This is a genomic window from Aeromonas sp. 603607 (assembly GCF_049171595.1).
Taxonomy (GTDB): domain Bacteria; phylum Pseudomonadota; class Gammaproteobacteria; order Enterobacterales; family Aeromonadaceae; genus Aeromonas; species Aeromonas veronii.
The window spans coordinates 1-25,664 of the sequence record NZ_JAAKOV010000010.1; the positions used below are offsets into that span (position 1 = coordinate 1).

The following is a 25,664-nucleotide window of genomic DNA, read 5'->3' on the forward strand; positions in this document are numbered from 1 at the left end:
AGAGGGACTCGAACCCTCACATCCGTGGGACACTAACACCTGAAGCTAGCGCGTCTACCAATTCCGCCACCTTCGCATCACTGCGGAGGGGGATTCTATAGAGTTTTGGGGGAGCGTCAACAGCCAAAGGGGACTTTTTTCGCTGTTGACGCCCAAAGTGGCGCCAAGGGTACAAAACTTCAGCAATTAGCCGACGTCTGGCATTCAGTAACGGCCCAATGCGTTCTGATACATCCGTTCATACTGGGTGACCGAGTCAGGCCAGTTGAAGCGGGTGTTCATGGCATTGCGCTGCACCTTGGCAAAACGCTCCTTGTCCTGCAGGAAATAGAGCAGGCTGCGGCGCATGGTATCGAGCAGGATGGCGGCAGTCGGATCGTTGAAGCAGAAGCCGGTAGCATGCTCGGGATCCGCATCCCAATCCACCACGGTATCTTTCAGACCCCCCACGGCGCGCACCAGTGGCAGGGTGCCATAGGCGAGACTGTACATCTGGTTGAGGCCGCAAGGCTCGAACAGAGAGGGCATCAGGAAGAAGTCGGCACCGGCTTCGACCAGATGAGCCAGCCGATCGTCATAGGTGTTGATGAAGGCGAGCTTGCCCGGATAATCCCGGGCCATGGTTTGCAGTTGCGTGGCGAGCGCAGGATCGCCAGAGCCGACGATCACCACTTGTACCTGATGGTGGAGGAATTTCTCCAGCGCAGGGAGCAGCAGGGGAACGCCCTTCTGCTCGGTCAGGCGGCAAACCATGCCGTAGATGGGCAAGTCCGCCACGGCCAGCCCCGCCTCCTGCTGCAGGCTCTCTTTGCAGATCTGTTTGCCAGCCATGTTGTCGATGCTGTAGGTCGCAGGCAGGAATTCGTCGAACTCAGGATCCCAGTCCTTGTAGTCGCAGCCGTTGAGGATGCCGCAGAGATCTGCCGCCCGCTGCTGGAAGATATGCGCCATGCCGTGGGCGCCGAGGTGAGTCAACAGCTCCTGGGCATAGTTGGGACTGACCGCATTGATCTTGTCGGCGTAGAGCACCCCGCATTTGAGCAGATTGACGTGGCCGTAGTCGTAGTTGATGCGGCGTTCGTAGTCGGCGATCTCGGGCATGGCCCAGAACTGCTCCCGCCCGAATACTCCCTGAAACGCCGCATTGTGAATGCTGATCACGCTGCGAGTCTGCTGGAAGAAGGGGTTGTGGGCGTGACGGGTTTTCAGCAGCAGTGGCAGCAGGCCGGTGTGCCAGTCATTGCAGTGGGCGATATCCGGGGCAAAGCCGAGCTGCTCGCAGGCATGGAGGGCCGCGGCAGAGAAGAAGGCAAAGCGCTCGCCATTATCCGGATAGGCCTGATTGTTCTCGGCGTAGAGCTGGGGACGATCGAAATATTGCGGGCAATCGAGCAGATAGACGCAGACGCCATCCAGCTCCATCTGGTAGATGCGATAACCGATATCCGGCAGCCCGGGGTGGGTTGGCAACCAGCGAGAAGCGACCAGTCTGGCCTCATCCCGTCGCTTTATCGTCTTGTAGAAGGGGAGCATGATCCTGACATCATGCCCCTTCTGGGCCAGGTACATCGGCAGGGCTCTGGCGACATCCGCTAGGCCCCCGGTCTTGACCAGCCCCTCAACTTCCGAGGCAACAAACAGGATTTTCAGTGGGTTAATAGCCAACTCTTGCTCCCTTAGGTACCACCACGATACCGCCTTCGGATACGGTAAATCGCTCTCTATCGTGGTCCAGATTTTCACCGATAACGGTGCCGGGCGCAATTTCAACATTTTTATCTATAATCGCGCGCCGGATGGAGCACCCCTCACCAATCTTGATATCCCCCAGTAACACCGACTCACTGATGTGGCTGCAGGGGCCAATATTGCAGCGGAAACCGAGGATGGAGCGCTGGATCTGGCTGCCCTGAATGAAACAACCGGCGGAGATCAGGGAGTTGGCTATCTTCACCTTGCACTCGTCGCTGTCGATGAAGGTAGCTGGTGGCAGCGCCGGATAGTGGGTGTGCAGTGGCCACTTGCGGTTATAGAGGGAGAAGGGGGGATTGTCGGCCACCAGGTCCATGTGCGCTTGCCAATAAGAGTCGAGAGTGCCCACATCCCGCCAGTAGACGTGCGGTTTCTCGCCGGGGATGACGTTGGTGCTGTAGTCATAGACATAGACGGGGGCGCGCGGGTAGAGGCTCGGGATCACATCCTTGCCAAAGTCGTGGCTGGAGTTCTCCTCGGCGGCATCCCGCTTCAACTCACGGCAGAGGGCATCGGTCTCGAAGATGTAGTTGCCCATGGAGACCAGCGCCTGGGTCGGATCGCCGGGAATGTGCTTGGGCTGCTTCGGTTTCTCCTGAAAGCCGATCATCCGTCCTTCGGTATCTACCTCGATCACCCCGAAGGCGCTCGCCTCTTCGATGGGCATGCGCAGGGCCGCGACTGTCATGGCAGCATTTTTTTGTTTGTGGAAAGTGACCATCTGGCTCACATCCATCTTGTAGATGTGGTCGGAGCCGAAGATGCAGACGTGATCCGGTTCGGCCCGCTCGATAAAGCCGAGGTTCTGGTAGATGGCATCGGCGGTGCCGTCATACCAGCGTTTGCCCATCCGCATCTGGGCCGGGATGGGATCGATAAAGCGGTCGGTGATACCGACGATATTCCACCCCTTCTTCATGTGCAGATAGAGGGACTGGGATTTGAATTGGGTTAGTACATAGATGCGTAGAAAGTCTGCGTTGACGAAGTTGTTGAGGACAAAATCGATCAGCCGGTAGCTGCCACCGAAGGGGACGGAAGGCTTGCTGCGGGTGGTGGTCAGAGGCTGCAGGCGAGTACCTTCGCCACCAGCCAGGATCATGGTCAAAATGCCAGCCATCGTATTTCTCTCCCTGAATGAACAACATGAAAAGGTTTTCAAAGCTTGGTATAAAAACACCCCTAAAGGGGTGGTTTTTATCGTGCTCTTAGTACCTTACCAGATCCCGTATGGGGCTCTCTAGCTGTTTTCTTGTACTGCTTACACTTAATTACACTTTGCTCAGATAGACCTTGAATTTGGCATCACTGCTGATCACTTCAGTCCGTTTGAAGTGTGTCTCCAGTATAGGCTGGTAGCGCAAGAAGGCGTTGGCAACAATGGTCAGCGAACCATTTGGCAGCAAAAATTCCGGCGCCTTGGCCAGGAACTGCTCGGTCGCCGCATAGAAGGTTTTGAGACCCGCATGGAATGGCGGGTTGGAGACTATGTGCTGGAAACGGGTGGAGAGATCCGAATAGACATCGGAAGCGGTGACCTTGCCCTGCAGACCGTTGATCGCCAGGGTGCGGCGGCTCGATTCGAGCGCCAGCGCGCTGATATCCACCATGTTGACCCGCAGATCCGGATTGCGCTTGGCCAGCACAGACCCAATTACCCCGGCGCCGCAGCCAAAATCGAGCAGCTCGCCCTTCATCGGTGGCACGGCGGCCAGCAGCATCTGGGTGCCGAGATCCAGCTCGGCGGCGCTGAAGACGCCGGGCAGCGCCAGCACGGTCAGCTCGGTATCACCCGCCTTGCACTGATAGCGGCCAAACCAGCTATCCAGATTGAAAGGTTCAACCGGCTTGCTCAGCTCACCGTGATAGAGCGAGCAGCGGCGCGCCGAATCGCGCTTTATCGGCTTTTCGCCATAGGGGGCCAGCAGCTTGTCGGCGCCATTGATGCCGCCGCGGTTTTCACCGGCCAGGAACAGATCGGCACCCGCTTCCAGCAAGGGGGTCATCATGGCCAGCAGATATTGTGCCTCGGCCTTGGCCTTGGGCATCAGCAGCAACAGGGCATCGAAGCGGGGGGCACCACCTAGCTGGTGGTCAAACAGGATCGCCTCGCCGAGGGCGGCCTGCTGGCTGCGGTAGTAGCAGTAATCGGTGGTAAAGACGGTCAGGGGCCGGGCCAGGCTCGCCAGCTGGCGGGGGTAGTCATCCTCCAGCGCGCCACAGACAAGTAGCCGCTTGCCGACAAAGAGGGCTTGGTTTCGTTCCAGCATCTGGCTGACGGCACTGATAGGGCTGCTCATCGGGTCTCTCCACGCAATTTTGGGCGGCCATTATACATAGCCCCTTTCGCCTTGACATTTATGCCGTGTTCCCGAAATATGCCCAGACACCATTTTTTGACCAGAGATGACGAAATGCGGTTCAACGGGTTGAAACGAAAGCACAAAAAAAGCCTGAATTTCGGGCCTGCCGACGTTCGCGCGTAACCTCTCATCCCTGAGAAGCTTCAAACCCCGGTTGCGCACATCGTACCGGGGTTTTTTATTGCCATATGCGCGTCATTTAGGAGAAGGAGATCCCATGTTTCAAGGTTCAATCGTTGCGTTGATCACCCCGTTTCGACAGGGAAAGCTGGATGAAGAGGCGCTGCTGCGTCTGGTGGAGTGGCATATCGAACAGGGCACTCACGGCATTGTGCCGGTGGGTACCACGGGTGAGAGCCCGACCCTGACCCACGACGAGCACTGCCGGGTGGTGGAGCTGGTGGTCAAGCAGGTCGCTGGTCGCATTCCGGTGATTGCCGGAGCGGGCTCCAACAATCCGGTCGAAGCCATCGAGTACACCCTCCATGCCGAGCGGGTGGGCGCCGATGCCACCCTGCATGTGGCCGGTTACTATAACCGTCCCAATCAGGAGGGGCTCTACCACCACTTCAAGGCGGTACACGACTCCACCGCCAAGCCGATCATCGTTTACAACATTCCGCCGCGCGCCATCGTTGACGTGCAACCGGCGACCCTGGCCCGTCTGGCCGAACTGCCGCGCATTGCCGGGGTGAAAGATGCCACCGGCGACTTGGCCCGCCCCTGGACCGAGCGCCAGCTGATCAAAAAGCCCTTCGCCTGGCTCTCCGGTGAAGATGCCACTGCCGTGGCCTACAACATCGGCGGTGGTCAGGGCTGTATCTCTGTGACCGCCAATGTGGCCCCCAAGCTGGTAGCCGAGGTGCAGAACCTCACGCTGGCTGGCAAGTGGCAAGAAGCGCGTGAGCTGCAAGACAAGCTGATTCCGCTCCATCAGGCGATGTTTGCCGAGCCGAGCCCGGCTGGTGCCAAATATGCCGCTTCCCTGCTCGGTTTCTGCAGCGAGGAGTGCCGCCTGCCGGTGATGCCGCTGTCGGAGGCGACTCGCGAGCGCATTCGCAGCGCCATGCAGCAGCTCAACCTGCTGTAATGCAAAACGGGTGAGCCAAGGCTCACCCGTTTTGTTTTTGGCTTTTGTTTCTGGCCTTTATTTACGACATCGCCCCACTCAGGCTGCGTGATGCAGCCAGGCGGCGATGGCCAGCTGCAACTCGACATACGCCGGATAGAGGAAGAGATCGGCCAGTTCGGCAGGCCACTCGTTTTGCTCGTCCGATTGGGCTTGCAGATGGGCGTGCAGGCTGGTCAGAGCTGGCAGCCAGGGTGCGGGTTGTGGCAGCGCGGCCGCACTGCGGGCGACCAGATCGATCCCCTGGCACAGGGCTGCGAGTGCCTGCTGTTGAATGCCTTTATCCTGAGGATGCTCCAGCCTGAGCTGCTCGTGATGCTGCCAGTGGCGCAGCCCCTCGCTTACCCCCGTTATGCGATCCATACCTTCATGTTCGACCAGCGCCTGCAGGGCCAGCGGTTTGCCAAGACCAGCCAGTCGATAGCCGCGCTGGGCCTTGGATTGGGCGCCAAGGCGCAGCCCGCCGCTCCTGGCGAGGCGTTGGGCCAGTGCAAACAGCGCCACGGTGGCACCGGATTTGAGCTCCAGTTCCAGCTCGTTGATGGTGGTGCTGCCCTGACTGCCGACTATCTCTCCCTGATCCCAGGCCAGCTCAATCTCGGCCCCCTCGAAGGCGATCAGCCAGTGGCGGCGCAGGAAGTCGGTGCGAAACTGGGCGACCAGCTGCTGCTGAATGTGGTCGCGCTCGGTCAGGGTCGGCCAAATCTCATCGGGAAAGGCCGCGAGGGTCGGCAGATCGCCGCTCACGGGGGCGTTGTACTCGGGTCTGGCGTGCAGGCCGCCCACCACCTGACCGCGGCATTTGATGGTCTGCTCGGCGAAGGTGTCGCAGCGGCGAATGCGCAGTCCCATCTCCAGCTGGCGTAGAGCCAGGGTCGGCGTATCGAAATAGACGTTGCCGAGCTGCTGTTGTGATGATTCTTTAATCTCAAGAGAATTCAGCAGGTTGGATAACTCGGGTTGAATGTCGCGGGCGACAAAAAACTTTATCTCGATCTCAGTTTGCATAGTCATTCCGGGCTGGCAGGCAACTTTGGGGGGCAGGATTCGGGTCGCGGGGATATAATGCCCGCGAGACGACTAGATTAATTCGCGGTTTAATTGAGGGCGCAGTTCGGTTACCATGCGCGCCTCATAAAATCGTATCGAGTGTTTTTTCACCGACACAGGTTTGGCCATGCCAGTAAATACTATTTTGGGGCTTTTTGCCAAGTCCCCCATCAAGCCGCTGCAGAAGCATATCGTCAAGGTTCACCAGTGCTCCCAGCAGTTGGTTCCTTTCTTTGACGCCGTTGCCGAAGACCGTTGGGAAGATGCCGAGAAGATCCGGCAGCAGATCGCCCAGCTGGAAAAAGAGGCAGATACCCTCAAGCGTGAAATCCGTCTGAAACTGCCTCGCGGCCTGTTCCTGCCGGTTGCACGTACCGACCTGCTGGAGCTGTTGACCCAGCAAGACAAGATTGCCAACCGTGCCAAGGATATTTCCGGCCGCATGCTTGGCCGTCGCATGGAGTTCCCCGCCGAAATGCGGACGGATTTCATGGCTTACCTCAAACGTTGTATTGATGCGACCGCTCAGGCCGAGAAAGCGATCGGGGAGCTCGACGAGCTGCTCGAGACCGGCTTCAAAGGACGGGAAGTGGAAATGGTTGCCGAGATGATCCACCAGCTGGATCTGATCGAGGACGATACAGATACCATGCAGATCGGACTGCGCCAACAGCTGCAAGCGGTTGAGCACAATTACAATCCGATCGATGTGATGTTCCTTTACAAGATCCTCGAATGGGTAGGTGACCTGGCAGATCAGGCCGAGCGCGTAGGCGCCCGTCTGGAACTGATGCTGGCTCGTTCGTAATCGACTGATTGGGTAAACACTATTAATGGACATTATCGCGAATTACGGCACCACTCTGGTGCTCGTGGCGGCCTTGTTCGGCTTTTTGATGGCTTGGGGTATTGGCGCGAATGACGTGGCCAACGCTATGGGGACATCGGTCGGCACCAAATCCCTGACCATCCGTCAGGCGATCATCATTGCCATGATCTTCGAATTTGCCGGTGCCTATCTGGCCGGTGGCGAAGTGACGGCCACTATCCGTAACGGCATCATCGACAGCAACGCCTTTGCCGATACGCCGGATCTGCTGGTGCTCGGCATGATCGCCTCCCTGCTGGCGGCAGGCACCTGGTTGATCCTCGCCTCCTACTTCGGCTGGCCCGTCTCTACCACTCACTCCATCATCGGCGCCATCGTCGGTTTTGCGGTGGTGAGCATTGGCCCTGAAGCGGTGCAGTGGAGCAAGTTTGGCGGCATCGTCGGCTCCTGGGTCATCACCCCGGCCATCTCAGGTGTTATCGCCTACTTCATGTTCATCAGCGTGCAGAAGCTTATCTTCAACACCGATGATCCCCTGAACAACGCCAAGCGCTATGTGCCGTTCTACATGTTCCTGACTGCGCTGGTGATCTGTCTGGTGACCATCAAGAAGGGGCTGACCCACGTCGGTCTGCACCTGAGCGATGGCGAGGGCATTCTGCTCTCCATCGCCATCTCCATCGCAGTGGCGTTTGCCGGCTGGATCTACATTCGCGGCCAGAAGTACAACCCGCAGGATGACAGCAAGATGCACTTCGCCAACGTGGAGAAGGTGTTCGGCATCCTGATGGTGATCACTGCCTGTGCCATGGCCTTTGCCCACGGCTCCAACGACGTGGCCAACGCCATTGGCCCGCTCTCTGCGGTGGCCTCTATCGTGGCTTCCGGTGGCGAGATTTCCAGTCAGGCAGCCATTGCCTGGTGGATCCTGCCCCTCGGCGGTATCGGTATCGTGATCGGTCTGGCGACCATGGGCGAGAAGGTGATGGCGACGGTCGGTACAGGCATCACTCACCTGACCCCGAGCCGTGGTTTTGCTGCCCAGCTGGCCACTGCCGCGACTGTGGTGATTGCCTCCGGTACCGGTCTGCCCATCTCCACCACCCAGACCCTGGTCGGTGCTGTGATGGGGGTCGGTCTGGCGCGCGGTATTGCGGCGCTGAATCTGGGGGTACTGCGCAACATCGTGGTCTCCTGGATCATCACCCTGCCTGCCGGTGCCATTCTGGCTATCGCGATCTTCTACGTGCTGCAGGCCTGCTTCTCCTAATCGAAGCGACATTCAGCAAAAAGCCCGAGTCATCGACTCGGGCTTTTTTATTGCGCGCGGGAGAGAGGTGCTGCTCCCTTTGCACATCAGCCTTAGAGGCTGGCGCAGATCTGCCACAGATCGTACTGGATAGCGGCGGCGGTCACTTCCCGACCCGCCCCCGGTCCCTGGATCACCAGCGGGTTGGTGCGGTAGCTGTCGCTCTCGATGGCGAAGATGTTGTCGCATGGCAACAGGTTGGCAAACGGGTGGTGGGGCTCCAGCGCCTCCAGTCCGACCCGCGCCTTGCCGTCATGCTCGAAGCGGGCCACGTAGCGCAGCACCTTGCCGAGGCGCCTGGCCCCTTCGAAGGCGGTCTGGATCGGGCCATCCAGCTCTTTCAGTCTGTCCATGAACTGATCGGCGGTCACCTTGCGCAGCGTAACGGGCACCAGATTCTCCAGCTCGATATCGGCGGAGTCGAGCTCGAAGCCCGCCTCCCGCGCCAGGATGAGCAGCTTGCGGCGCACATCCTGACCGGAGAGATCCTCCCGGGGATCCGGCTCGGTCAGGCCGTGTTGCCACGCCTCGTCCACCAGTTCGGAGAAGGGGCGAGTGCCATCATACTGCTGGAACAGCCAGGAGAGGGTGCCGGAGAAGATGCCGGAAACCCCCTGGATGCGGTCACCGCTCTGGCGCAGCATCTGGATGCTGGACTGGATGGGCAGCCCGGCCCCCACGGTGGCGTTGTAGCGCCATTGCACCTGGTGGTCGCGACAGGTCTGCTTGATGCGCTGGTAAAACTCGCTGTCGGCGGCACCGGCAAACTTGTTGGCGGCGATGATGTGGATGCCGAGCTGGGCAAAGTCCGGGTAGTAGCGGCTCACCGTCTCGCTGGCGGTCATGTCCAGCGCAATCAGCGCATCGAAGCCGTGCTGTTCAAGCTGGGAGAGCAACTCCGGCCAGATCAGCGGCTTGGGATTGAAGTTGTCCTGTACCTTGAGGGGGTTGAGCCCCTCTTCATCCAGCAGGCCCCCTTCCGAGCTGAACACCCCGTAGAGGGTGAGCGCCAGATTGAGTTCATGTTCCAGCCGTGCCTTTTCGCGGGCGTAGAGGCTCAGCCAGTGGCCGCCGATATTGCCCTTGCCGAACACAACCAGTCCGACCCGGGTCGGGCGGCTGAAGAGGGCGCTGTGCAGGGCGATGAGCAGCGGCTCCAGCACCACTTGGCGCAGCACCGCCACCAGACTCAGGCCATCTCTGGCCACCTGTACGAACTCCAGCGGTTGATCTGCCAGTAGCTGATAGAAGCGGTGGCACTGCTCCGCGTTATCGGTGACACCGGCCCCCACCAGCGCCACCAGACTGTACCCCTCCTTCTGGATCAGGCCAGTGAAGCTCCCTTGCAGCTGGAAGTCGCGCAGCAGCTCGAACGCGCCTTGTGCCACCTCGAGGGTGTAGGCGAGGCGCAGGATCCGACGATCCGGCTGGCGCTGCAGGGTGAGCGGGTTAAGGCGGTGACGGGCCAGATGGGCCTCGATGGTGGCGACCGTCTGTTCATAGTTGGTTTGCGGCAGCACCTTCAGCTCGATGAGGGCGATTTGATCCACCGAGGAGACGATGCGGGCGCCACCGGAGCGGGGGGCGCGGCGCAGGATATGGGTACAGCCCTCGTCCGGGTTGTAGCTGCAGCGCAAAGTGAGGCGCTGGCGGCTGTCGGCCACCGGTTGCAGGGTGCGCGAGTGCAATACCGAAGAACCAAGGCGGGCCAGCTCGTTCGCTTCCGCGAGGCTCAGGCGTTCCAGCAGACGCGCTTCTTTCACCCGGCGCGGGTCGGCGCTATAGACACCGGCCACGTCGCTCCAGATGGTGGTGGATTCGCCGTCCGCCAGCAGGGCCAACAGGCTGGCGCTGTAGTCGGATCCATTGCGACCGAGCAGCAGGGAGCGCCCCTCCATGTCGGCGGCGATAAAGCCGGTTACCACGATGCGACCGGCATGCTCCGCCAGCCGCGCCTTGAGCAGTTCGCTGGAGAGGGCGGTATCCACCTTGACCAGAGCGCCATCCTCGGCGCGCAGGAAACTGCGGGCATCGAGCCAGATAGCCTTGTCGCCGCGGCTGGTGAGCAGGGCCGCCAGCAGGCGCGCCGACCACACTTCGCCAAAGGCGAGCAGTCCGTTGCGGGCGAAGCGGTCAAACTGTCCCTCCAGGGTTTTGGCGATGAGCTGCATGTCGTCGGCCAGCTGCTTGCTCAGATCAAGCTGTAGCTCGCCCTCCAGCAGGCCGTCGATCAGGCTCTGCTGATAGGCCTGCAGGGCCGAGATGGCTTCACCGGCGGCTTCGTCCCCCGCTTCGGCCAGCTCCACCAGCTGGATCAGCCGGTTGGTGGTCTTGCCGGCGGCGGAGACCACGATCAGTTCATCCCCGCCCACCTGTTGTTCAACGATACTGGCTACCCGGCGATAACAGACCGGATCCGCCAGACTGCTGCCACCAAATTTGTGGACGTGACGCCGCTTCAATCCTGCTTCTGTGGCCACCGCGATCTCTCCTTGTTGCTGCTGTTCCATTACTTCGCTACCTGTTCTGCCTGCTGCGCCTGTTCAAAAGCCTGAGCCAGATCGGCCACCAGGTCTTCACCGTGTTCAATACCGACCGACAACCGCAGCAGTTGGGCGCTGATGCCTGCTGCCTGCTGCGCCGCCGGGGTCATGGCCCTGTGGGTCATGCTGGCTGGATGGGCCACCAGACTCTCCACTCCGCCGAGGGACTCGGCCACCGAGAAGAGGGTGAGGGCCGTGAGGAAGGCGCGAATGCCGACCTCGCTGCAATCGAGTTCAAAACTTAGCATGGCGCCGAAGCCGGACTGTTGACTGCGCGCAATATCATGGCCCGGATGGCTCGGCAGGCTGGGGTGATAGATGCGTTTCACCAGTGGCTGCTGTTGCAGGAAGGCGAGGATGCGATCGGTGTTCTCCTGATGGGTGCGCAATCTGGGGGCCAGAGTGCGCAGGCCGCGCAGGGTGAGGTAGGAGTCGAACGCCCCGGAGGTGAGCCCCAGACAGTTGGCCCACCACACCAGCGACTCGGCCAGTGCTGCCTCCTTGGCAATCGCCACTCCGCCCACCACGTCGGAGTGACCGTTGATGTACTTGGTGGTGGAGTGCACCACCACGTCGGCACCAAGTACGAGCGGCTGTTGCAGCAGGGGGGAGAGGAAGGTGTTGTCCACCACTACCTGTGCACCCACCTCGTGGGCGGCGCTGGCAATGGCGCTGATATCCACCACCCGCAGCAGCGGGTTGGAGGGGGTCTCGACCCATACCAGCGCAGGCTTCTGTGCCAGCGCGGCGGCCAGTGCGGCCTCATCCCCCTGATCGACAAACTGCACTCGGTAGTGGCCCTTGGCCGCCAGATACTCGAACAGGCGCCAGGTGCCGCCGTAGCAGTCGTGAGGGGCGAGCAGCAGATCCCCCGCCTTGAGCAGTGCTGTGGTGACCAGATGGACGGCCCCCATGCCGGTGCTGGTGACCACGGCGCCTACGCCCCCTTCCAGCGCCGCCAGCGCGTCCGCCAGATTGGTGCGGGTCGGGTTGCCGGAGCGGGCATAATCGTATTGACGGGGCTCGCCAAAGTCGGCAAAGGTGTAGTTGCTGGAGAGGTAGATGGGGGGCACCACGGCACCGTGTTGCTGGTCTGTCTCAATCCCGGTGCGAACCGCCAGGGTAGCCTTGTGGGTCATATCACTCTCCTTGATGTCTCTTCACACGCCGGCATCTTGCTGCCACGCGCCATCCCGCCATTGCGGGCTCATGGTCAACCACACTACGCCAGCTTAAAAAAGCCGTCAACACTTCCAGACGTCTAAATGGCTTTGCTGTTGGATTGCCATTAATTTCCTTAAGGGTTAAAATCCGCGCTCACGGCTAAATGAGAACAGGTGAGTCATGGGAACAGAGTGGAACGGCGACTACGTCAGCCCCTACGCGGAACACGGTAAGAAGAGCGAACAGGTCAAGAAGATTACCGTCTCGATCCCGCTCAAGGTGTTGAAAGTGTTGACCGATGAGCGCACCCGCCGTCAGGTGAACAACCTGCGTCATGCGACCAACAGCGAGCTGCTCTGTGAAGCCTTCCTGCACGCTTTCACCGGCCAGCCGCTCCCTTGCGACGAAGACTTGCGCAAGGATCAACCGGACAGTGTCCCGGCCGAAGCGCGCGCCATCATGGAAGCGCTGGGCAAAGAGATCGAAGATTTCGACAAGGAATAACCCCCAATGACGCGGCCCTGGCCGCGTCATTGCTATCTGCTATGTCCCGCTTCAGCCTGCGCCACTATCACCACCACGTCTGCAGCCATAGCCACGACTTTGCCCAACTGGTGATCCCCCTCGATGGCCCCCTCGAGATCGAGGTGCAGGGCCATGGGCGCCGGCTTGCCCCCGGTTCTGCCTGCGTCATCGCCCCCGGCGAGCGGCACGACTACGCCGCCGATCCTGCGCTTTCGTTTTTGGTGCAGGAGAGCGACTGGCTGCCCGGAGATCTGGCAGCTCACCCCTTTATCGAGCTGGATGAACCCCAGCGCCACTACCTCGCGTTTCTGCACCGCATGGTGGCCGAAGGGCGGCAGGTGGCGGGCATGGAGCAGGTGTGGCTCTCCCTGCTGGCTGAAGGGCAGGGGATGCAGAGCGCTGTCATCCCACGCCTTGCCGCCCGCATCCTCAAGGTGCAACGCCATATCGATGCCAACCTCGCCGCCCCGCTGACCAATCAGCAACTCGCCGCCATCGCCTGTCTTGGCCAGAGCCAGTTCAAGCTCGCTTTTCGCCAGCAGTTGGGGGTGAGCGTCTCCCACTACATTCGCAGTCGGCGCATGGCGCGGGCGCGCACCCTGCTTGCCGGTACGCAACTGCCCGTTGGCGAGATTGCCAGCCGCTGCGGTTACCAGAATCAGGGGGCCTTCGGCGAGCGCTTCCTGGCCGAGACCGGGCTTACTCCGTCCCTCTGGCGCCAGCAAAACAGCCACCTGCCGCAACGAAACGGCTGATCGCCGAAGACAGGTTTCTCTCTTTGGGCCATGCTGCGGGTCATGCAAGGTGCACGATAAACAGGAGCAGAAATGGAGACGATTAGCTGGCAGGATTTCGAGATGGTGGAGCTGAGGGTGGGCACTCTGGTGCGGGTCGAGCCGTTTCCCGAGGCGCGCAAACCGGCCTACAAGGTGTGGGCGGATTTTGGCCCTGAACTGGGGATTCGCAAGAGCAGCGCCCAGATCACCGCACTCTACCAGCCAGAGCAGCTGGTGGGCCGCCAGATCATCGCCGTAGTCAACTTCCCGACCAAACAGATAGGGCCGTTTCAGTCTGAATTTCTGCTGACCGGTTTCTATCGGCCGGATGGCGCCGTAGTGATGGCCATTCCCGAGCGGGCGGTGGAGAACGGCGCCAAGCTGGGCTGAGTTCACACCCGAACAGAGACAAGAGAGGCGACCCAAGGTCGCCTCTCTTTTTGTTTTCTGCTGCGAGTCGTTACTTCAACAGGCTGAAGATCAGCGCCGATACCGCCAGCGAACCGGTCAGCAGGATAAAGCCGTTGGTCCAGCCGTGATGGAAGCGGGCCAGCGCCTCCACCTTGTAGATGGCAATTACCGGCATGATGAACAGGATCATGGCGATAACCGGGCCGGAGAGGGTCTCCATCAGCCCCAGAATGCCCGGGTTGATGACTGCAGCACCCCAGATAGAGAAGAACATCAGGGCGATACCGACTTTGTCCGCCTTGGCAAGCGGCAGGCCGGTGGGCTTGGCGATCAAGCTTTTGAGGCTTTCGCGGGCACCGAGGAAGTGACCGAGGAAGGAGGAGCTGATGGCGATAAAGGCGATGAGCGGCCCCAGAGTCACGATCACCGGGTTGTCGGTGATGTTGGCGAGATAGGAGAGCACAGAGACGTTCTGGGCCTTGGCTTCGGCCAGCTGGGCTGGCGAGAGGCTCAGCACGCAGGAGAAGACGAAGAACAGCACGAAGCCCACCAGCATTACTGTGGTGTTGCGCAGGATCAGGCCGCTCTTGGCTTCTGCCTGCTCGCCATATTCACGGCGCTGCACGTTGGCAAAGCCGGAGATGGCGGCGGCGTGGCTGAAGGCGAACACGGTGACCGGCAGCGCCAGCCAGACGGTGTTGAGGAAGCTGACTCCTTCAAACGCGGTCACTTCCGGCCACTGCCACTGAGGGATCAGGTAGCAGGAGAGAGCCGCCAGAATGGCCGCCAGCGGATAGACCATAAAGGCGAAGGCGCGCAGCATCGCTTTCTCACCCGCCAGCATCACGGCGATCATGGCAAACACCAGTACGCCGGAGAGCATCACCCGATCCGGGGTTGCCATGCCGAGCTGGTTGATCATAAAGCTCTCCACCGTGTTGGTCAGCCCGACCCCGTAGATGAGCAGGATCGGGAAGATGGAGAGGAAGTAGAGCGCCGAGATAAGGCGACCGGCCATCTTGCCGAAGTGCTCCTCCGCCACTTCGGTGAAGTCGGCGTGGGAGCGTGACGAGGAGAGCACGAAGCGCGCCAGCCCGCGGTGGGCGAGGAAGGTCATGGGCCCTGCCAGTACCGCGACGATGACGAGGGGCCAGATGCCGCCCAGACCCAGATTGATGGGCAGGAACAGGATGCCGGCGCCAACGGCGGTGCCAAACAGGCTGATGACCCAGTGGGTGTCGTGACGGCGCCAGCGGGTGGTGCTGGACGTGGTGGAGCAGGAACCGGATAGCTCCTTGGTAGCCTCTACAGATAAACTCATTACTAATTCACTTTTTGTTAGTGTTTTAATCTGAGTTCATTGTGGTTTATCGGGATTTAATTCTCAAAAAGCGAGGCTGAAACATATCACTGCCGTTGCGGGGTTTAGCCAGCGAGATTGGGAATGGAATCTGGTTCACAGAATGGAACAAAACTGATATTGGTGATTTTTGTGAAATATAAAACCAAAATTTGATCTACTATCATTTTTTTATTTTGGCTAATCAGGTGTTTTCAGGATTACGTGAAAAATTGCACTATTTCTCGCCGACCGATTGTGATGTTTCACTATCATTATGCCGCTTTGCCAGCGTATCACGCTGTTCAAGAGCGCCTTGACCAGCGGATCACACCGGCCATCACCCGGGGCAACTTCCCTGAAAAAGCAGGCGGCCATCGGGCCGCCTGCTTGTCTGGTGTGATGATATTGCTATCCGTCTAGTGGGCCAGAATGTTGTCCCAGGCGAGATCCGGATCTCCCATCACGATAAAGTCAGGGTTCTCCAGCGACTCGGTTTCGTTGTAACTGAGCGGCTGCAACGCCAGGCTGAGGATACGGCCACCGGCCGCCTCGACGATGCACTGGGCGGCGGCGGTGTCCCACTCGCCGGTGGGGCCGAGTCGCACGTAGCAATCGGCCGCCCCTTCCGCCACCAGACAGGATTTGAGGGAGCTGGAACCAAGCGGGATCAGCTCGTAGTTGATGGCCGGGTTGAGGCGGCGGGTGAGGTTTTCCAGCTTCTGGCGACGGCTGATGGCCACCACCAGCGAGTCAGGCTGGTCATGCTCGTGGTGCATGGCGCTGATGGGCAGTACCTCGCCATTCACCTCCTTGAAGGCGCCGTAGCCGCGCACCGCCCAGTAGAGCACGTTGGACTCGGGAGCATAGATGACCCCGAGCACCGGCACATTATCCCGCACCAGGGCGATCAGGGTGGCGAAGTCGCCGCTGCCCGCGATAAATTCGCCAGTGCCATCAAGGGGATCCACCAGCCAGTACTGCCGCCAGTTGGATCGCTGGCTGAAGGGGATGTCGGCTGCCTCTTCGGTCAGCACGGGAACGTGGGGAGTGAGCGCCGAGAGCGCCTGTTTGAGGTAGGCATCGGCAGCAAGATCGGCACTGGTGACCGGGGTCGCATCCTCCTTCAGCTGACGCTCGAACTGACCGCCGTGATAGATGTCGTGAAGGATCCTTCCGGCTTCGCGGGCAATCTCCTTGACCCCCGGCACCCAGGCCAACAACTCCTGCATCTCGTTATCCTCTGTCTGTTAACTGCCCGTCTGCGGGCTACTCTGCCTGCTCCGCCAGCCACTTCTGGGCCAAGAGCAGGGCACTGATGCTGCGCGACTCGGTGAAGTCGGGCCGTGCCAGCAATTCGTCGATCCGGTTTAGCGGCCAGGGGATTACCTCCAGCGGTTCGGGTTCGTCGCCGATCCGCTGCTCGGGTAAGAGATCCCGGGCCAGCAAAATATCCATCCGGCTGGAGAAGTACCCCGGCGCCAGCGACACCTGCTTGAGCAGGGTCAGGCTGTTGGCGCCAAAGCCCGCCTCCTCCATCAGCTCCCGGTTGCCCGCCTCGAAGGCATCTTCACCGGGGTCGATCAGCCCCTTGGGAAAGCCCAGCTCGTAGGAGTGGGTGCCGGCGGCATATTCGCGCACCAGCAGCAGGGTCTGCTCATCGAACAGCGGCACCACCATGACGGCGCCACGATTGCCGCCGCGCATCCGCTCGTAGACCCGCTCTTCGCCGTTGGAGAATTTGAGGTGTAGCGATTCCACCTTGAACAGTCGGCTCTCGGCTACGATATCGGCCTTGAGGATCTCCGGCTTGCTCTTGGGGTGATCCAGTTGGTCGGCAGAGATGTGCTCGGGTTTGCTCTTGTGGGGATCGCTCATCAGACGCTGGCTGCTCGTTAAAAAATCGTGCTTCAAGAGTAAACGACTCTCACAACGAACACCACGGGCCAGGGAGGGCAAAGGGGGAGGAAAATCCGCTATACTGCCGCTCCATTTCTTCCGCGACACCGAGATCAAGAGACCCGATGCCACACTCCCGCTCTACCACCTTGCCCTGGCACCAGATTGATACCGTCTTGCTCGATATGGATGGCACCCTGATCGATCTCCATTTTGACAACCACCTCTGGCAGCAGCTGGTGCCGGAGCGTTACGCCGAGCGGCTCGGCCTGCCGCTGGATGAAGCCAAAGCGCAGATCGATGTCCACTATCACGCCGTCAACGGCACCCTCAACTGGTACTGCGTGGATTACTGGAGCGAGACCCTGGGGCTCGATATTCGTGCCCTCAAGCAGGAGCTGCTGGCGAAGATCCAGTGGCGTCCCCATGCCATCCCTTTTCTGGCCGAGTTGCGTGCCGCGGGCAAGCAGCTGGTGCTTTTCACCAATGCCCACCCCGCCAGCCTGTCGGTGAAGGATGCGCAGTTGGGGCTGAGCGACCATCTGGATCTGATGGTGAGTACCCACGAACTGGGCTGGTCGAAGGAGAGCCAGCACTGCTGGCAGGCGCTGGCCGAGCGGCTGGCGTTCGATCCGGTCCGTACCCTGTTTGTGGATGACAGCGAGCGGATCCTGCGGGCCGCCGCCGACTATGGCATCGGCTATCAGCTGGCGATCCAGAATCCGGATAGCTGCAAGCCGGAGCAGAGCATCACCGCTTTTCCGGCGATCCGCGACTATGCCGAGTTGCTGCCGCTGGCAATCTGAGTCTGCTGAAACGACAGAGGGCTGCATCATGCAGCCCTCTTTCTTTGATTTGAATTTTGGTTATCTGACGCCTGATGGCGAAAAATCACAGCTCCCGAAACGGGCGCCGTTTCTCCTCTTCGATGACGATCGCCTCCAGATTGGCGATCCGCTCCTGCAGCTCCCGAATGACCAGATCCTGCTTGCCGAGGCGGTCGGTAATGCGGACATCCCCCATCTGATAGCGAGCCCGTTTGCCGAAATATCCGAACAATAGGCTGATAAATACGATCAGGACTATGCCTGTCCACATGGTCATGTCACGACTCCTTGTCGTCTATAAACGGCGAAAACGCTGATGGATCAGCCCTGTTTTCTCATAGCCGCCAATTGGCCGCAATGGGGCCCGTTTCGCCTTTGTGATGCAGTTGGCTATTGCTGCCAGAGAGGGCGGCCAAGCCACCACCTAGTTACCCGGGTTGCTATTGCTGCCAGAGGGGGCGGCCAAGCCAGAGTCCCCACAGGGTGAGGTGCAGCAGCACGATAAACCAGAAGACCAGCCGGTAGCTGCGCTTCTGGGTCTTGAGGCGCAGCCACTGGCGTGCCACCAATGCGCCCGGCCAGCCGCCGCACAGCTCCAGCAGATGGAGCCTCGATTCGGGAATGCGCCACTCACCGCGCACTGCCTGCCACTTGTCCCAGGCGTAGGCGGCCACCGTGAGCAGGCTCATGGTCAGCAGTGCAGCCAGCGGCCACCATTGCTGCTCGCCGAGGCCGAGCCAGAGGGCGGCGCCCAGTGGCAGCAGCGCCAGCGCCATCACTGGGCCAGCTCCCAGCAGCGCTCCTCATCCTGCTTGAGAGTGCGGATCACCTTGGCCGGATTTCCCACCGCCACCGAGTCGGCCGGGATGTCGCGGGTCACCACGGCGCCTGCGCCAATGATGGAGCGCGGCCCTATAGTGACGCCGGGGCAGATGATGGCACCACCGCCAATCCAGCAGTCGTCACCGATCCGCACCGGCTTGTTGTAGGCGGTCCAGTTACGTCGCTCCAGATAGTTCATGGTGTGGGTGGCGGTGTAGATCTGGACGTTGGGGGCCAGCAGCACATGGCTGCCGATGTGCACTTCGCCCACGTCGAGAATGGTGACGTTGAAGTTGAAGAAGGTCTTCTCGCCGATATGGATGTTGCGGCCGAATTCGCAGGTAAATGGCGTGCTGATCCAGCAGGAGTCGGGGCAGTGGCCAAAGAGCTCGCGGCAGATCTGCTGGCGCAGAGGGGCATCGCCTGCAGGTGAACCATTAAGCTGGGCCAGCAGCGCCTGACCGCGGATCCGGTCGTTCGCTATCTCCTCGCTCTGGCCATCCAGCGCCCCGCCTGCCAGTACCTTGTCCCAGTCGCTCGCCATTGCTACCTCCTCATGCTGCAAGAGCAGGCAGTATACGTGACTGTCAGGGGCGCCGTCAGTCTGTCACTTGTTGCAGGTGATCCCCGTCAACCTGTGGGCCAGATCAGCGGCAGGATCAGCAGGGCCGAGACGAAGTAGGGGAGCAGCACCCGCAGTCCCAGCCGGCGGCCGCCTATCCCCAGGGCCAGCAGCCCCTTCACCAGCGAGTTGACCAGCCCGGCCAGCAGGATGCCACGGGCCGCCACCTCCAGCGCCAGCTCTTTATGGGAGAGCTGGGAGAGCGACAGCGTGATGGCGTCCACATCGGTGATCCCCGACACCAGCGACAGCAGATAGACCCCGGAGTTGCCCACCTTGTCTTGCAGCAGAGTTGCCATAAAGCCGATCAGCGCCAGCAGCAGGCCGAACTTGATGGCGGTGGCAAGATCGAGCGGGTTGCTGGTTTCCGGTTTTACCGGGCCGTCGGTCAGCTCCTCGCGCTGACGCCAGAACCAGAAGGCAAAGCCGTACACCGTGGTCGCCAGCAACACGAACGGGGCGACGAGGCGCATCGCCAGCTCGCTGTGAATCAGCAGTACCAGTACCAGCAGCCGCAGCCACATGGTGGCCCCTGCCAGCAGGATGCCGGTAGCCAGCAGTCGCTCCAGCCCTCCTTGTTCCTTGTTGAGGCGGGCAAACTGCAGGGTGAGGGCGGTGGAGGAGGCCAATCCCGCCAGTATGCTGGTGAGCACCAGCCCGGCGCGGGTGCCGAGCAGCCGCACCGCGAAGTGGCCACAAAACGAGATGCCGGCGATAACCACCACCATCAGCCAGATCTTGAAGGGGTTGAAGGCATCGAGGGGCCCCATCTCCTCGTTGGGCAGCACCGGCAACAGCACCAGCGAGATAAGCAGAAAGCGCAGGGTGGCGTGAAACTCGGTCTCGCTGAGAAACAGCATCCCTTGCTGGATCTGCCCCTTCAAGCCCATCAGCAGGGCGGCCAGCACGGCGCAGGCCACCGCTTCGCTCGGGCTCAGCAGCACCGACATCAGGCCCAGCAGGTAGGTGAGCAGCATGGCCACCGAGCTGGTGAGACCGAACTCCCCCTGCCAGCGCTGGGCCAGCCAGACCGATAGGCCGCAACCGATCACCACCGCCAGCAGGCCGAGCAGCGGCAGCCAGGGGCCCAGGGTCGGCAGCAGCAAGCCGCAGACCCCGCCAAGCAGACCGATGAGGCCGTAGGTCCGCATCCCGGCGATGCGCTGGTTGTCCCCCAGCTGGCGCACCTGCCAGCCCCGCTCCAGCCCGATGATAAGGCCGATGGCCAACGAGACCAGGGCTCCGTTGACCGGTTCTGCATTGATCCACATAACGACTTCCTTTTCGTCATCTGCCTGCCTTGTTCCCATGATGGCACAGCGAGCAAGGGGCCAGAGGGGCATGGCTCACAGAGTCTGCGTCCGGCTCCCGGTGCGGGTGGCTGAGTTGATATGAGAAAAAGAGATAAGCAAAGAGTTATTTCTTTCTTCTGGGCATAACAACTCCACGGCATGCTGTTCTCAACCCAACAAGATATGGAGAATCACCATGAAACTGCGAATGACCGCCCTGACCCTGCTCTCTCTGCTGGCATTTGGTCAGGCCAATGCCGCCGAGATCCGCCTGCTCAACGTCTCTTACGATCCGACCCGCGAGCTGTTTCAGGAGTACAACGCCGCCTTTGCCAAGGAGTGGAAGGCCAAAACCGGCGACGACGTGGTGGTGAGCCAGTCTCACGGTGGCTCCGGCAAGCAGGCCCGCGCTGTGGTGGATGGACTGGAGGCCGACGTGGTATCGCTGGCGCTGGCCTACGATGTCAACGCCATCGCCAAGGAGGGGCTGACCGCTGCCGACTGGCAGAGTCGCCTCGGCAACAACGCCTCGCCCTATACCTCCACCATTGTCTTCCTGGTGCGCAAGGGCAATCCCAAGCAGATCAAGGATTGGGATGATCTGGTGCGCAAGGATGTCGCCATCGTGACTCCCAACCCCAAGACCTCTGGCGGGGCACGCTGGAACTATCTGGCCGCCTGGGGCTATGCCCTGAAGAAGAGCGGCAGTGAAGAGGGGGCCAAGCAGTTTGTTGGCGATCTATTCAAGAACGTGAAGGTGCTGGACTCAGGCGCTCGCGGTGCCACCACCAGCTTTACCGAGCGTGGTCTCGGTGACGTGCTGCTGGCGTGGGAGAACGAAGCCCTGCTGGTGCTTGGTCAGGCGGGTGCCAGCGACAAGTTCGAGCTGGTGGTGCCTTCGGTCTCCATTCTGGCGGAGCCGCCGGTCGCGGTGGTGGACAAGGTGGCCAGGAAGCACGGTACCGAAGCGGTGGCCAAGGCCTATCTCGATTATCTCTACTCTGACGAGGGGCAGCATATCGTCGCCAAACATCACTATCGCCCCAGCAACCCGGCGATCCTGAAGGAGACGGCAACCCAGTTCCCGCAGCTTGCCTTCTTTACCGTCAAGGATCTGGAAGGGGATTGGGAGAAAGCCCAGAAGAAACACTTCGCCCAGGGCGGTCTGTTTGACCAGATCTATCAGCCGGGTCGTTGATAGCTTCGTTATCCATCACTGAACTGGCCCCTGTGCCAGCCGATAGGAGCACCAAGATGAACAAGATCCTCCTGGTTCCCGGTCTGCACAACAGTGGGCCGGATCACTGGCAGAGCCGCTGGCACGATCATTTTCCCCAATGGCAGCGGATGACCGGGCTACCGTGGGACAAGCCGGACCTCAGGGTCTGGAGTGCCAAGCTGGCGAGCAAGCTGAAACGTCGCCGCAGCCGGGTCCATCTGGTGGCTCACTCCTTCGGCGCCCTGACCGCCATCGCGGCGGCCCGCTTGCAGCCGGAGAAGGTGGCCTCGATCTTTCTGGTGGCGCCCGCCGATCCCGCCCGTTTTGGCATTGCGGATGAGGCCTTGGCCGGGCCGCTGCAGGTGTCGGCCCAGCTGGTGGCCAGCCGCAATGATCCCTGGATGAGCTTTGAACGGGCCGAATACTGGAGCCGTCAATGGCAGGTGCCGCTGTTCGATGCCGGTGAGGCGGGCCATATCAATGCCCAGTCAGGTCATGGGGACTGGCATCAGGGGCTGCATTTGCTGGGGGCACTCTACCGCCGTGGTGAGCTGGTAGTCGCACCGGTCAAGACCGCATCGACCCGGCCGGTCGTATTGGGCTTTCGCTAGGTATCTGTGAAGTGGTTGGAGGGTTGTCGGGCGCGCTGTTCGCTGGCTACTCCATGCCCCCGTTCTTTGAATGCTCCGCTCCGTATTGCTCCATTTCTTAGGTCTTTTATTTATATAAAAGACCTTTTTTTATTTGGATCGCTCTAAAAGCCTTGTCCCACCGTTGTTAGATAAAAAAGTAATTAGCAAAGTCGCAAATGGTGTTTGTTGCCGATGAGGGGAGTGAGCAGAATCACCATATCGAAAATTCTTCATAACAGATGGATGTGTTATGCGATTTGGTTCTTATTCTGTCCTGCCCGGTTTTGGCCCCACCTTGGGGTTCAGCCTGCTCTATCTGGGCCTGCTGGTGCTGTTGCCGCTCTCGGCCCTGGTACTGTTTGCGATCAACAACCTGACCGCCGCCGAGTTCTGGCAGGTGATCGGTTCACCCCGGGTGCTCGCCTCCTTTCGCCTGAGCTTCGGTGCGGCCTTTGTCGCGGCGCTGCTCAACAGCCTGTTTGGCCTGATCCTGGCCTGGATCCTGGTGCGCTACACCTTCCCCGGTCGTCGTCTGGTGGATGCGCTGATCGACCTGCCATTTGCCATGCCGACCGCCGTTTCCGGCATCGCCCTGTGCGCCATCTTCGCCCCCAACGGCTGGATCGGCCAGTTGCTGGCGCCGCTCGGCATCCAGCTCGCCTACAACCCTATCGGGGTGGTCATCGCACTCACCTTTATCGGATTGCCGTTTGTGGTGCGTACCCTGCAGCCGGTGCTGCGGGAGGCTGAGAGCGAGCAGGAGGAGGCCGCCGCCAGCCTCGGCGCTGATCGCTGGCAGACCTTTCTGCGAGTGCTCTGGCCCACCCTGGTGCCTGCCCTGCTGACCGGTTTTGCGCTGGCGTTTGCCCGCGGGGTGGGGGAGTACGGCTCCGTCATCTTCATCGCCGGCAACCTGCCGATGGTCTCGGAAATCGCGCCGCTGATGATCATGAGCCACCTGGAGGAGTATGACTACGCCGGTGCCTCCGCCATCGCAGTGGTGATGCTGCTGATCTCATTCATTTTGTTACTGCTAATCAACAAGTTGCAGGCCTGGAGCTGGTCTCGCATCGGAGGGAGCCGGATATGAGTTCATCTGCTATCGCCATTGAGGCGGCCTCTGTGGAGGTTGCTCCCGTGCGCAAGGCTCCGACCGTGATCCGCGAGCCCCAGTGGGTCAAATGGCTGCTCATCACGGTGGGTCTCGGCTGGTTTGCCGCCCTGTTGCTGCTGCCGTTGGCCACCGTCTTTATTCAGGCGCTGACGCCGGGGCTCGCCTTCTTCTGGCACGCCATCAGCGAGCCGGATGCCCTGAGCGCCCTCGGTCTCACCGCGTTGGTGACCCTCTGTGCGGTTCCACTCAATCTGCTGTTCGGGATTGCTGCGGCCTGGGCCATCGCCCGCTTCCGCTTCCCCGGTCGGCAGCTGCTCATCACCATCATCGATCTGCCCTTCTCGGTGTCGCCGGTGATCGCCGGTCTGATGCTGGTGTTGATGTTCGGCAGCCGCGGCTGGTTTGGTGACTGGTTGAGCGAACATGACATCAAGATCATCTTCGCCACCCCGGGGATCATCCTGGCCACCACCTTCATTACCGTGCCCTTCGTAGTGCGCGAGCTGCTGCCCCAGATGGAGGCGCGCGGCCCGGAAGAGGAGGAGGCGGCCATCATGCTGGGGGCGAGCGGTCTGCAGATGTTCTGGCGCGTCACCCTGCCCGGCATTCGTTGGAGCCTGATGTACGGCCTGCTGCTCTGTACCGCCCGCGCGGTCGGGGAGTTTGGCGCGGTGTCGGTGGTTTCCGGCCATATTCGCGGCCAGACCAATACCCTGCCGCTGCATATCGAGATCCTCTACAACGAGTACCAGACCGGCGCCGCCTTTGCAGTGGCAAGCCTCTTGGCTCTGTTCGGGATCTTCACCCTGCTAGGTGAAACCCTGTTGGCCCGGCTGCGTGCCCAGCCCACCAAATCTCACTGATCACTGTTTTAAAGAGGCAGCCATGAGCATTCAGGTTCAACAACTCAACAAGCATTTCAATCAGTACGCGGCGCTGGCAGACATCAACCTCGACTTTCACGACGGTGAGCTGGTGGCGCTGCTCGGCCCCTCCGGTTGCGGCAAGACTACCCTGCTGCGGATCATCGCCGGGCTGGAGCAGGCCGACAGTGGCAGCGTCATCATCCGCGGTGAGGATGCCTCGGATCTCCATGTGCGCGAGCGTAACGTCGGCTTCGTGTTCCAGCACTACGCCCTGTTTCGCCACATGACGGTGTTCGAGAACGTGGCGTTTGGCCTTAGGGTCAAACCGCGCAGTGAACGCCCGGCCGAGGCGGCCATTCGTGCCCGGGTCAAAGAGCTGCTGGATCTGGTGCAGCTCAGCCACGTGGCCGAGCGCTATCCGACCCAGCTCTCGGGCGGTCAGCGTCAGCGGGTCGCGCTGGCCCGCGCGCTGGCGGTGCAGCCCAAGGTACTGCTCTTGGACGAGCCCTTCGGCGCCCTCGATGCGCAGGTGCGCAAGGAGCTGCGCCGCTGGCTGCGCGAGCTGCACGACGAGCTGCACGTCACCAGCCTGTTCGTCACCCACGATCAGGAGGAGGCGCTGGAGGTAGCAGATCGGGTGGTGCTGATGAACGCCGGACGGGTCGAGCAGATTGGCACCCCGGCCGAGGTCTATGACCAGCCCGCCAGCTCCTTCGTCCACAGCTTCCTTGGCAGCGTGAACCAGTTCCGCGGTCGGGTGGCGGAGCAGGGATTCGGTGTCGGCGAGCAGCTGCTCGGCGGGCCGTCGGCTTCTCATCTGGCCCACGGCAGTGCCGCCATCGCCTATGTCCGTCCCCATGAACTGGAGATTCTGCCAGCCGATGCGCCGGGCGGGATCCGTGCCACCATCACCCGTCTGCTGCCCATGGGGCCACGCATTCGGGTGGAGCTGCGTGGCGATGGCGAAACCAAAGGGGCCCACTATGAGGCGGAGCTGAGCAAGGAGGCGGCCAAGCAGTTTGCTCCGGGACAGGGGGTGCGGCTGGTGGCCAGACAGGCGCAGTTCTATCCCGATTACCAGATTTGATGTTTTGTTGCGGGTGGCATGGCCGCCCGGTTCAGGCTGTCAGCCGGGCATGATCCGGCCAAATAACAAAAATGAGAGGGGCGAGCAGATTGTG

The 25,664-nt window shown here is 60.9% G+C and carries 25 protein-coding genes; 12 read left to right on the plus strand and 13 right to left on the minus strand.

Annotated features, from left to right (window positions below; genetic code table 11):
* Window positions 1-204 precede the first annotated feature (204 nt).
* From glgA to rsmC, 3 genes are all read right to left on the minus strand, one after another.
* Complete coding sequence (glgA, locus tag G5315_RS10825; RefSeq protein ID WP_216979571.1) at window positions 205-1,665, minus strand: glycogen synthase GlgA; 1,461 nt, start codon at window positions 1,663-1,665, stop codon at window positions 205-207.
* A complete protein-coding gene (glgC, locus tag G5315_RS10830; protein ID WP_216952148.1) occupies window positions 1,655-2,872 on the minus strand; it encodes a glucose-1-phosphate adenylyltransferase in 1,218 nt (405 codons plus the stop codon). Before glgC ends, glgA begins: the two co-directional genes overlap by 11 nt.
* Before the next feature lie 151 nt (window positions 2,873-3,023).
* Window positions 3,024-4,052, minus strand: coding sequence for a 16S rRNA (guanine(1207)-N(2))-methyltransferase RsmC (rsmC, locus tag G5315_RS10835; protein WP_421333021.1), 1,029 nt, complete (start codon window positions 4,050-4,052; stop codon window positions 3,024-3,026).
* 280 nt (window positions 4,053-4,332) lie between these two features.
* On the opposite strand from rsmC, the gene dapA reads away from it, so the two are divergent.
* Window positions 4,333-5,205 (plus strand): 4-hydroxy-tetrahydrodipicolinate synthase, encoded by an 873-nt coding sequence (gene dapA / locus G5315_RS10840; protein WP_421333022.1) that lies wholly within the window; start codon window positions 4,333-4,335, stop codon window positions 5,203-5,205.
* 78 nt (window positions 5,206-5,283) lie between these two features.
* Here the strand turns inward: dapA and G5315_RS10845 are convergent, their stop codons facing one another.
* The gene (locus G5315_RS10845; protein ID WP_421333023.1) at window positions 5,284-6,252 is read right to left on the minus strand and encodes an inorganic triphosphatase; all 969 of its coding nucleotides are present in this window, start codon (window positions 6,250-6,252) and stop codon (window positions 5,284-5,286) included.
* Between the two features lie 169 nt (window positions 6,253-6,421).
* Between G5315_RS10845 and G5315_RS10850 the strand changes: the two genes are divergently transcribed.
* Together G5315_RS10850 and G5315_RS10855 are read left to right on the plus strand one after the other, a co-directional pair.
* Complete coding sequence (locus G5315_RS10850) at window positions 6,422-7,102, plus strand: TIGR00153 family protein (RefSeq protein WP_005340244.1); 681 nt, start codon at window positions 6,422-6,424, stop codon at window positions 7,100-7,102.
* Between the two features lie 25 nt (window positions 7,103-7,127).
* On the plus strand, window positions 7,128-8,393 hold the full coding sequence (locus tag G5315_RS10855) for an inorganic phosphate transporter (RefSeq protein WP_421333024.1): 1,266 nt from the start codon (window positions 7,128-7,130) through the stop codon (window positions 8,391-8,393).
* Between the two features lie 92 nt (window positions 8,394-8,485).
* Here G5315_RS10855 and G5315_RS10860 read toward each other — a convergent pair whose 3' ends face one another.
* Both G5315_RS10860 and metB read right to left on the minus strand, forming a co-directional pair.
* Window positions 8,486-10,942: a bifunctional aspartate kinase/homoserine dehydrogenase II gene (locus G5315_RS10860; RefSeq protein ID WP_421333025.1), complete on the minus strand. Its 2,457-nt coding sequence runs from the start codon at window positions 10,940-10,942 to the stop codon at window positions 8,486-8,488.
* Window positions 10,942-12,114 (minus strand): cystathionine gamma-synthase, encoded by a 1,173-nt coding sequence (gene metB / locus G5315_RS10865; RefSeq protein ID WP_421333026.1) that lies wholly within the window; start codon window positions 12,112-12,114, stop codon window positions 10,942-10,944. The genes G5315_RS10860 and metB overlap by 1 nt, the downstream gene beginning before the upstream one ends.
* Window positions 12,115-12,319: 205 nt before the next feature.
* Here metB and metJ point away from each other — a divergent pair, with 205 nt between their 5' ends.
* The 3 genes from metJ to G5315_RS10880 all read left to right on the plus strand — a co-directional run bounded on the left by metJ (window position 12,320) and on the right by G5315_RS10880 (window position 13,830).
* Window positions 12,320-12,643, plus strand: a complete 324-nt coding sequence (metJ, locus tag G5315_RS10870; protein WP_005340251.1) for a met regulon transcriptional regulator MetJ — start codon at window positions 12,320-12,322, stop codon at window positions 12,641-12,643.
* A 41-nt stretch (window positions 12,644-12,684) separates the two neighbouring features.
* Window positions 12,685-13,419, plus strand: coding sequence for a helix-turn-helix domain-containing protein (locus tag G5315_RS10875; protein WP_421244434.1), 735 nt, complete (start codon window positions 12,685-12,687; stop codon window positions 13,417-13,419).
* A gap of 72 nt (window positions 13,420-13,491) precedes the next feature.
* Window positions 13,492-13,830, plus strand: coding sequence for a tRNA-binding protein (locus G5315_RS10880; protein ID WP_040067328.1), 339 nt, complete (start codon window positions 13,492-13,494; stop codon window positions 13,828-13,830).
* A 70-nt stretch (window positions 13,831-13,900) separates the two neighbouring features.
* Here the strand turns inward: G5315_RS10880 and G5315_RS10885 are convergent, their stop codons facing one another.
* The 3 genes from G5315_RS10885 to nudE all read right to left on the minus strand — a co-directional run bounded on the left by G5315_RS10885 (window position 13,901) and on the right by nudE (window position 17,068).
* Window positions 13,901-15,172 (minus strand): aromatic amino acid transport family protein, encoded by a 1,272-nt coding sequence (locus tag G5315_RS10885; RefSeq protein ID WP_421333027.1) that lies wholly within the window; start codon window positions 15,170-15,172, stop codon window positions 13,901-13,903.
* Window positions 15,173-15,609: 437 nt separating this feature from the next.
* Window positions 15,610-16,422, minus strand: coding sequence for a 3'(2'),5'-bisphosphate nucleotidase CysQ (cysQ, locus tag G5315_RS10890; protein WP_421333028.1), 813 nt, complete (start codon window positions 16,420-16,422; stop codon window positions 15,610-15,612).
* Between the two features lie 37 nt (window positions 16,423-16,459).
* Entirely contained in the window at window positions 16,460-17,068 is a 609-nt protein-coding gene (nudE, locus tag G5315_RS10895) for an ADP compounds hydrolase NudE (RefSeq protein WP_421333029.1), read from the minus strand.
* Between the two features lie 146 nt (window positions 17,069-17,214).
* Between nudE and yrfG the strand changes: the two genes are divergently transcribed.
* Window positions 17,215-17,895, plus strand: coding sequence for a GMP/IMP nucleotidase (gene yrfG / locus G5315_RS10900; protein WP_421333030.1), 681 nt, complete (start codon window positions 17,215-17,217; stop codon window positions 17,893-17,895).
* 85 nt (window positions 17,896-17,980) lie between these two features.
* Here the strand turns inward: yrfG and G5315_RS10905 are convergent, their stop codons facing one another.
* From G5315_RS10905 to G5315_RS10920, 4 genes are all read right to left on the minus strand, one after another.
* Window positions 17,981-18,193 carry a hypothetical protein gene (locus G5315_RS10905; protein ID WP_421333031.1) on the minus strand — a complete coding sequence of 71 codons (213 nt, stop codon included), beginning with the start codon at window positions 18,191-18,193 and terminating at the stop codon, window positions 17,981-17,983.
* A gap of 163 nt (window positions 18,194-18,356) precedes the next feature.
* Entirely contained in the window at window positions 18,357-18,695 is a 339-nt protein-coding gene (locus G5315_RS10910) for a DUF1294 domain-containing protein (protein WP_421333032.1), read from the minus strand.
* A complete protein-coding gene (locus G5315_RS10915) occupies window positions 18,692-19,282 on the minus strand; it encodes a sugar O-acetyltransferase (RefSeq protein ID WP_421276720.1) in 591 nt (196 codons plus the stop codon). Before G5315_RS10915 ends, G5315_RS10910 begins: the two co-directional genes overlap by 4 nt.
* Window positions 19,283-19,368: 86 nt before the next feature.
* Window positions 19,369-20,631: an MgtC/SapB family protein gene (locus G5315_RS10920; protein ID WP_421333033.1), complete on the minus strand. Its 1,263-nt coding sequence runs from the start codon at window positions 20,629-20,631 to the stop codon at window positions 19,369-19,371.
* Window positions 20,632-20,848: 217 nt separating this feature from the next.
* On the opposite strand from G5315_RS10920, the gene G5315_RS10925 reads away from it, so the two are divergent.
* The 5 genes from G5315_RS10925 (at window position 20,849) to G5315_RS10945 (ending at window position 25,570) form a co-directional block, all read left to right on the plus strand.
* A complete protein-coding gene (locus G5315_RS10925) occupies window positions 20,849-21,850 on the plus strand; it encodes a sulfate ABC transporter substrate-binding protein (protein ID WP_421333034.1) in 1,002 nt (333 codons plus the stop codon).
* 56 nt (window positions 21,851-21,906) lie between these two features.
* Complete coding sequence (locus G5315_RS10930; protein WP_139747033.1) at window positions 21,907-22,482, plus strand: RBBP9/YdeN family alpha/beta hydrolase; 576 nt, start codon at window positions 21,907-21,909, stop codon at window positions 22,480-22,482.
* Between the two features lie 271 nt (window positions 22,483-22,753).
* Window positions 22,754-23,593: a sulfate ABC transporter permease subunit CysT gene (cysT, locus tag G5315_RS10935; protein ID WP_257691843.1), complete on the plus strand. Its 840-nt coding sequence runs from the start codon at window positions 22,754-22,756 to the stop codon at window positions 23,591-23,593.
* Complete coding sequence (gene cysW / locus G5315_RS10940; protein ID WP_201986186.1) at window positions 23,590-24,480, plus strand: sulfate ABC transporter permease subunit CysW; 891 nt, start codon at window positions 23,590-23,592, stop codon at window positions 24,478-24,480. The genes cysT and cysW overlap by 4 nt, the downstream gene beginning before the upstream one ends.
* A gap of 22 nt (window positions 24,481-24,502) precedes the next feature.
* Window positions 24,503-25,570: a sulfate/molybdate ABC transporter ATP-binding protein gene (locus tag G5315_RS10945; protein WP_058058577.1), complete on the plus strand. Its 1,068-nt coding sequence runs from the start codon at window positions 24,503-24,505 to the stop codon at window positions 25,568-25,570.
* The last annotated feature ends 94 nt before the right edge of the window (window positions 25,571-25,664 follow it).

Coding starts and splice junctions, on each gene's coding strand:
- G5315_RS10925 (WP_421333034.1), top strand. CDS start 20,849: ATGAAACTGCGAATGACCGCCCTGACCCTGCTCTCTCTGCTGGCATTT.
- G5315_RS10855 (WP_421333024.1), top strand. CDS start 7,128: ATGGACATTATCGCGAATTACGGCACCACTCTGGTGCTCGTGGCGGCC.
- yrfG (WP_421333030.1), top strand. CDS start 17,215: ATGCCACACTCCCGCTCTACCACCTTGCCCTGGCACCAGATTGATACC.
- G5315_RS10860 (WP_421333025.1), bottom strand. CDS start 10,942: ATGGAACAGCAGCAACAAGGAGAGATCGCGGTGGCCACAGAAGCAGGA.
- G5315_RS10885 (WP_421333027.1), bottom strand. CDS start 15,172: ATGAGTTTATCTGTAGAGGCTACCAAGGAGCTATCCGGTTCCTGCTCC.
- G5315_RS10920 (WP_421333033.1), bottom strand. CDS start 20,631: ATGTGGATCAATGCAGAACCGGTCAACGGAGCCCTGGTCTCGTTGGCC.
- G5315_RS10930 (WP_139747033.1), top strand. CDS start 21,907: ATGAACAAGATCCTCCTGGTTCCCGGTCTGCACAACAGTGGGCCGGAT.
- G5315_RS10845 (WP_421333023.1), bottom strand. CDS start 6,252: ATGCAAACTGAGATCGAGATAAAGTTTTTTGTCGCCCGCGACATTCAA.
- cysQ (WP_421333028.1), bottom strand. CDS start 16,422: ATGCAGGAGTTGTTGGCCTGGGTGCCGGGGGTCAAGGAGATTGCCCGC.
- dapA (WP_421333022.1), top strand. CDS start 4,333: ATGTTTCAAGGTTCAATCGTTGCGTTGATCACCCCGTTTCGACAGGGA.
- rsmC (WP_421333021.1), bottom strand. CDS start 4,052: ATGAGCAGCCCTATCAGTGCCGTCAGCCAGATGCTGGAACGAAACCAA.
- cysT (WP_257691843.1), top strand. CDS start 22,754: ATGCGATTTGGTTCTTATTCTGTCCTGCCCGGTTTTGGCCCCACCTTG.
- G5315_RS10945 (WP_058058577.1), top strand. CDS start 24,503: ATGAGCATTCAGGTTCAACAACTCAACAAGCATTTCAATCAGTACGCG.
- glgC (WP_216952148.1), bottom strand. CDS start 2,872: ATGGCTGGCATTTTGACCATGATCCTGGCTGGTGGCGAAGGTACTCGC.
- G5315_RS10905 (WP_421333031.1), bottom strand. CDS start 18,193: ATGACCATGTGGACAGGCATAGTCCTGATCGTATTTATCAGCCTATTG.
- G5315_RS10915 (WP_421276720.1), bottom strand. CDS start 19,282: ATGGCGAGCGACTGGGACAAGGTACTGGCAGGCGGGGCGCTGGATGGC.
- nudE (WP_421333029.1), bottom strand. CDS start 17,068: ATGAGCGATCCCCACAAGAGCAAACCCGAGCACATCTCTGCCGACCAA.
- metB (WP_421333026.1), bottom strand. CDS start 12,114: ATGACCCACAAGGCTACCCTGGCGGTTCGCACCGGGATTGAGACAGAC.
- G5315_RS10880 (WP_040067328.1), top strand. CDS start 13,492: ATGGAGACGATTAGCTGGCAGGATTTCGAGATGGTGGAGCTGAGGGTG.
- cysW (WP_201986186.1), top strand. CDS start 23,590: ATGAGTTCATCTGCTATCGCCATTGAGGCGGCCTCTGTGGAGGTTGCT.
- G5315_RS10875 (WP_421244434.1), top strand. CDS start 12,685: ATGTCCCGCTTCAGCCTGCGCCACTATCACCACCACGTCTGCAGCCAT.
- G5315_RS10850 (WP_005340244.1), top strand. CDS start 6,422: ATGCCAGTAAATACTATTTTGGGGCTTTTTGCCAAGTCCCCCATCAAG.
- metJ (WP_005340251.1), top strand. CDS start 12,320: ATGGGAACAGAGTGGAACGGCGACTACGTCAGCCCCTACGCGGAACAC.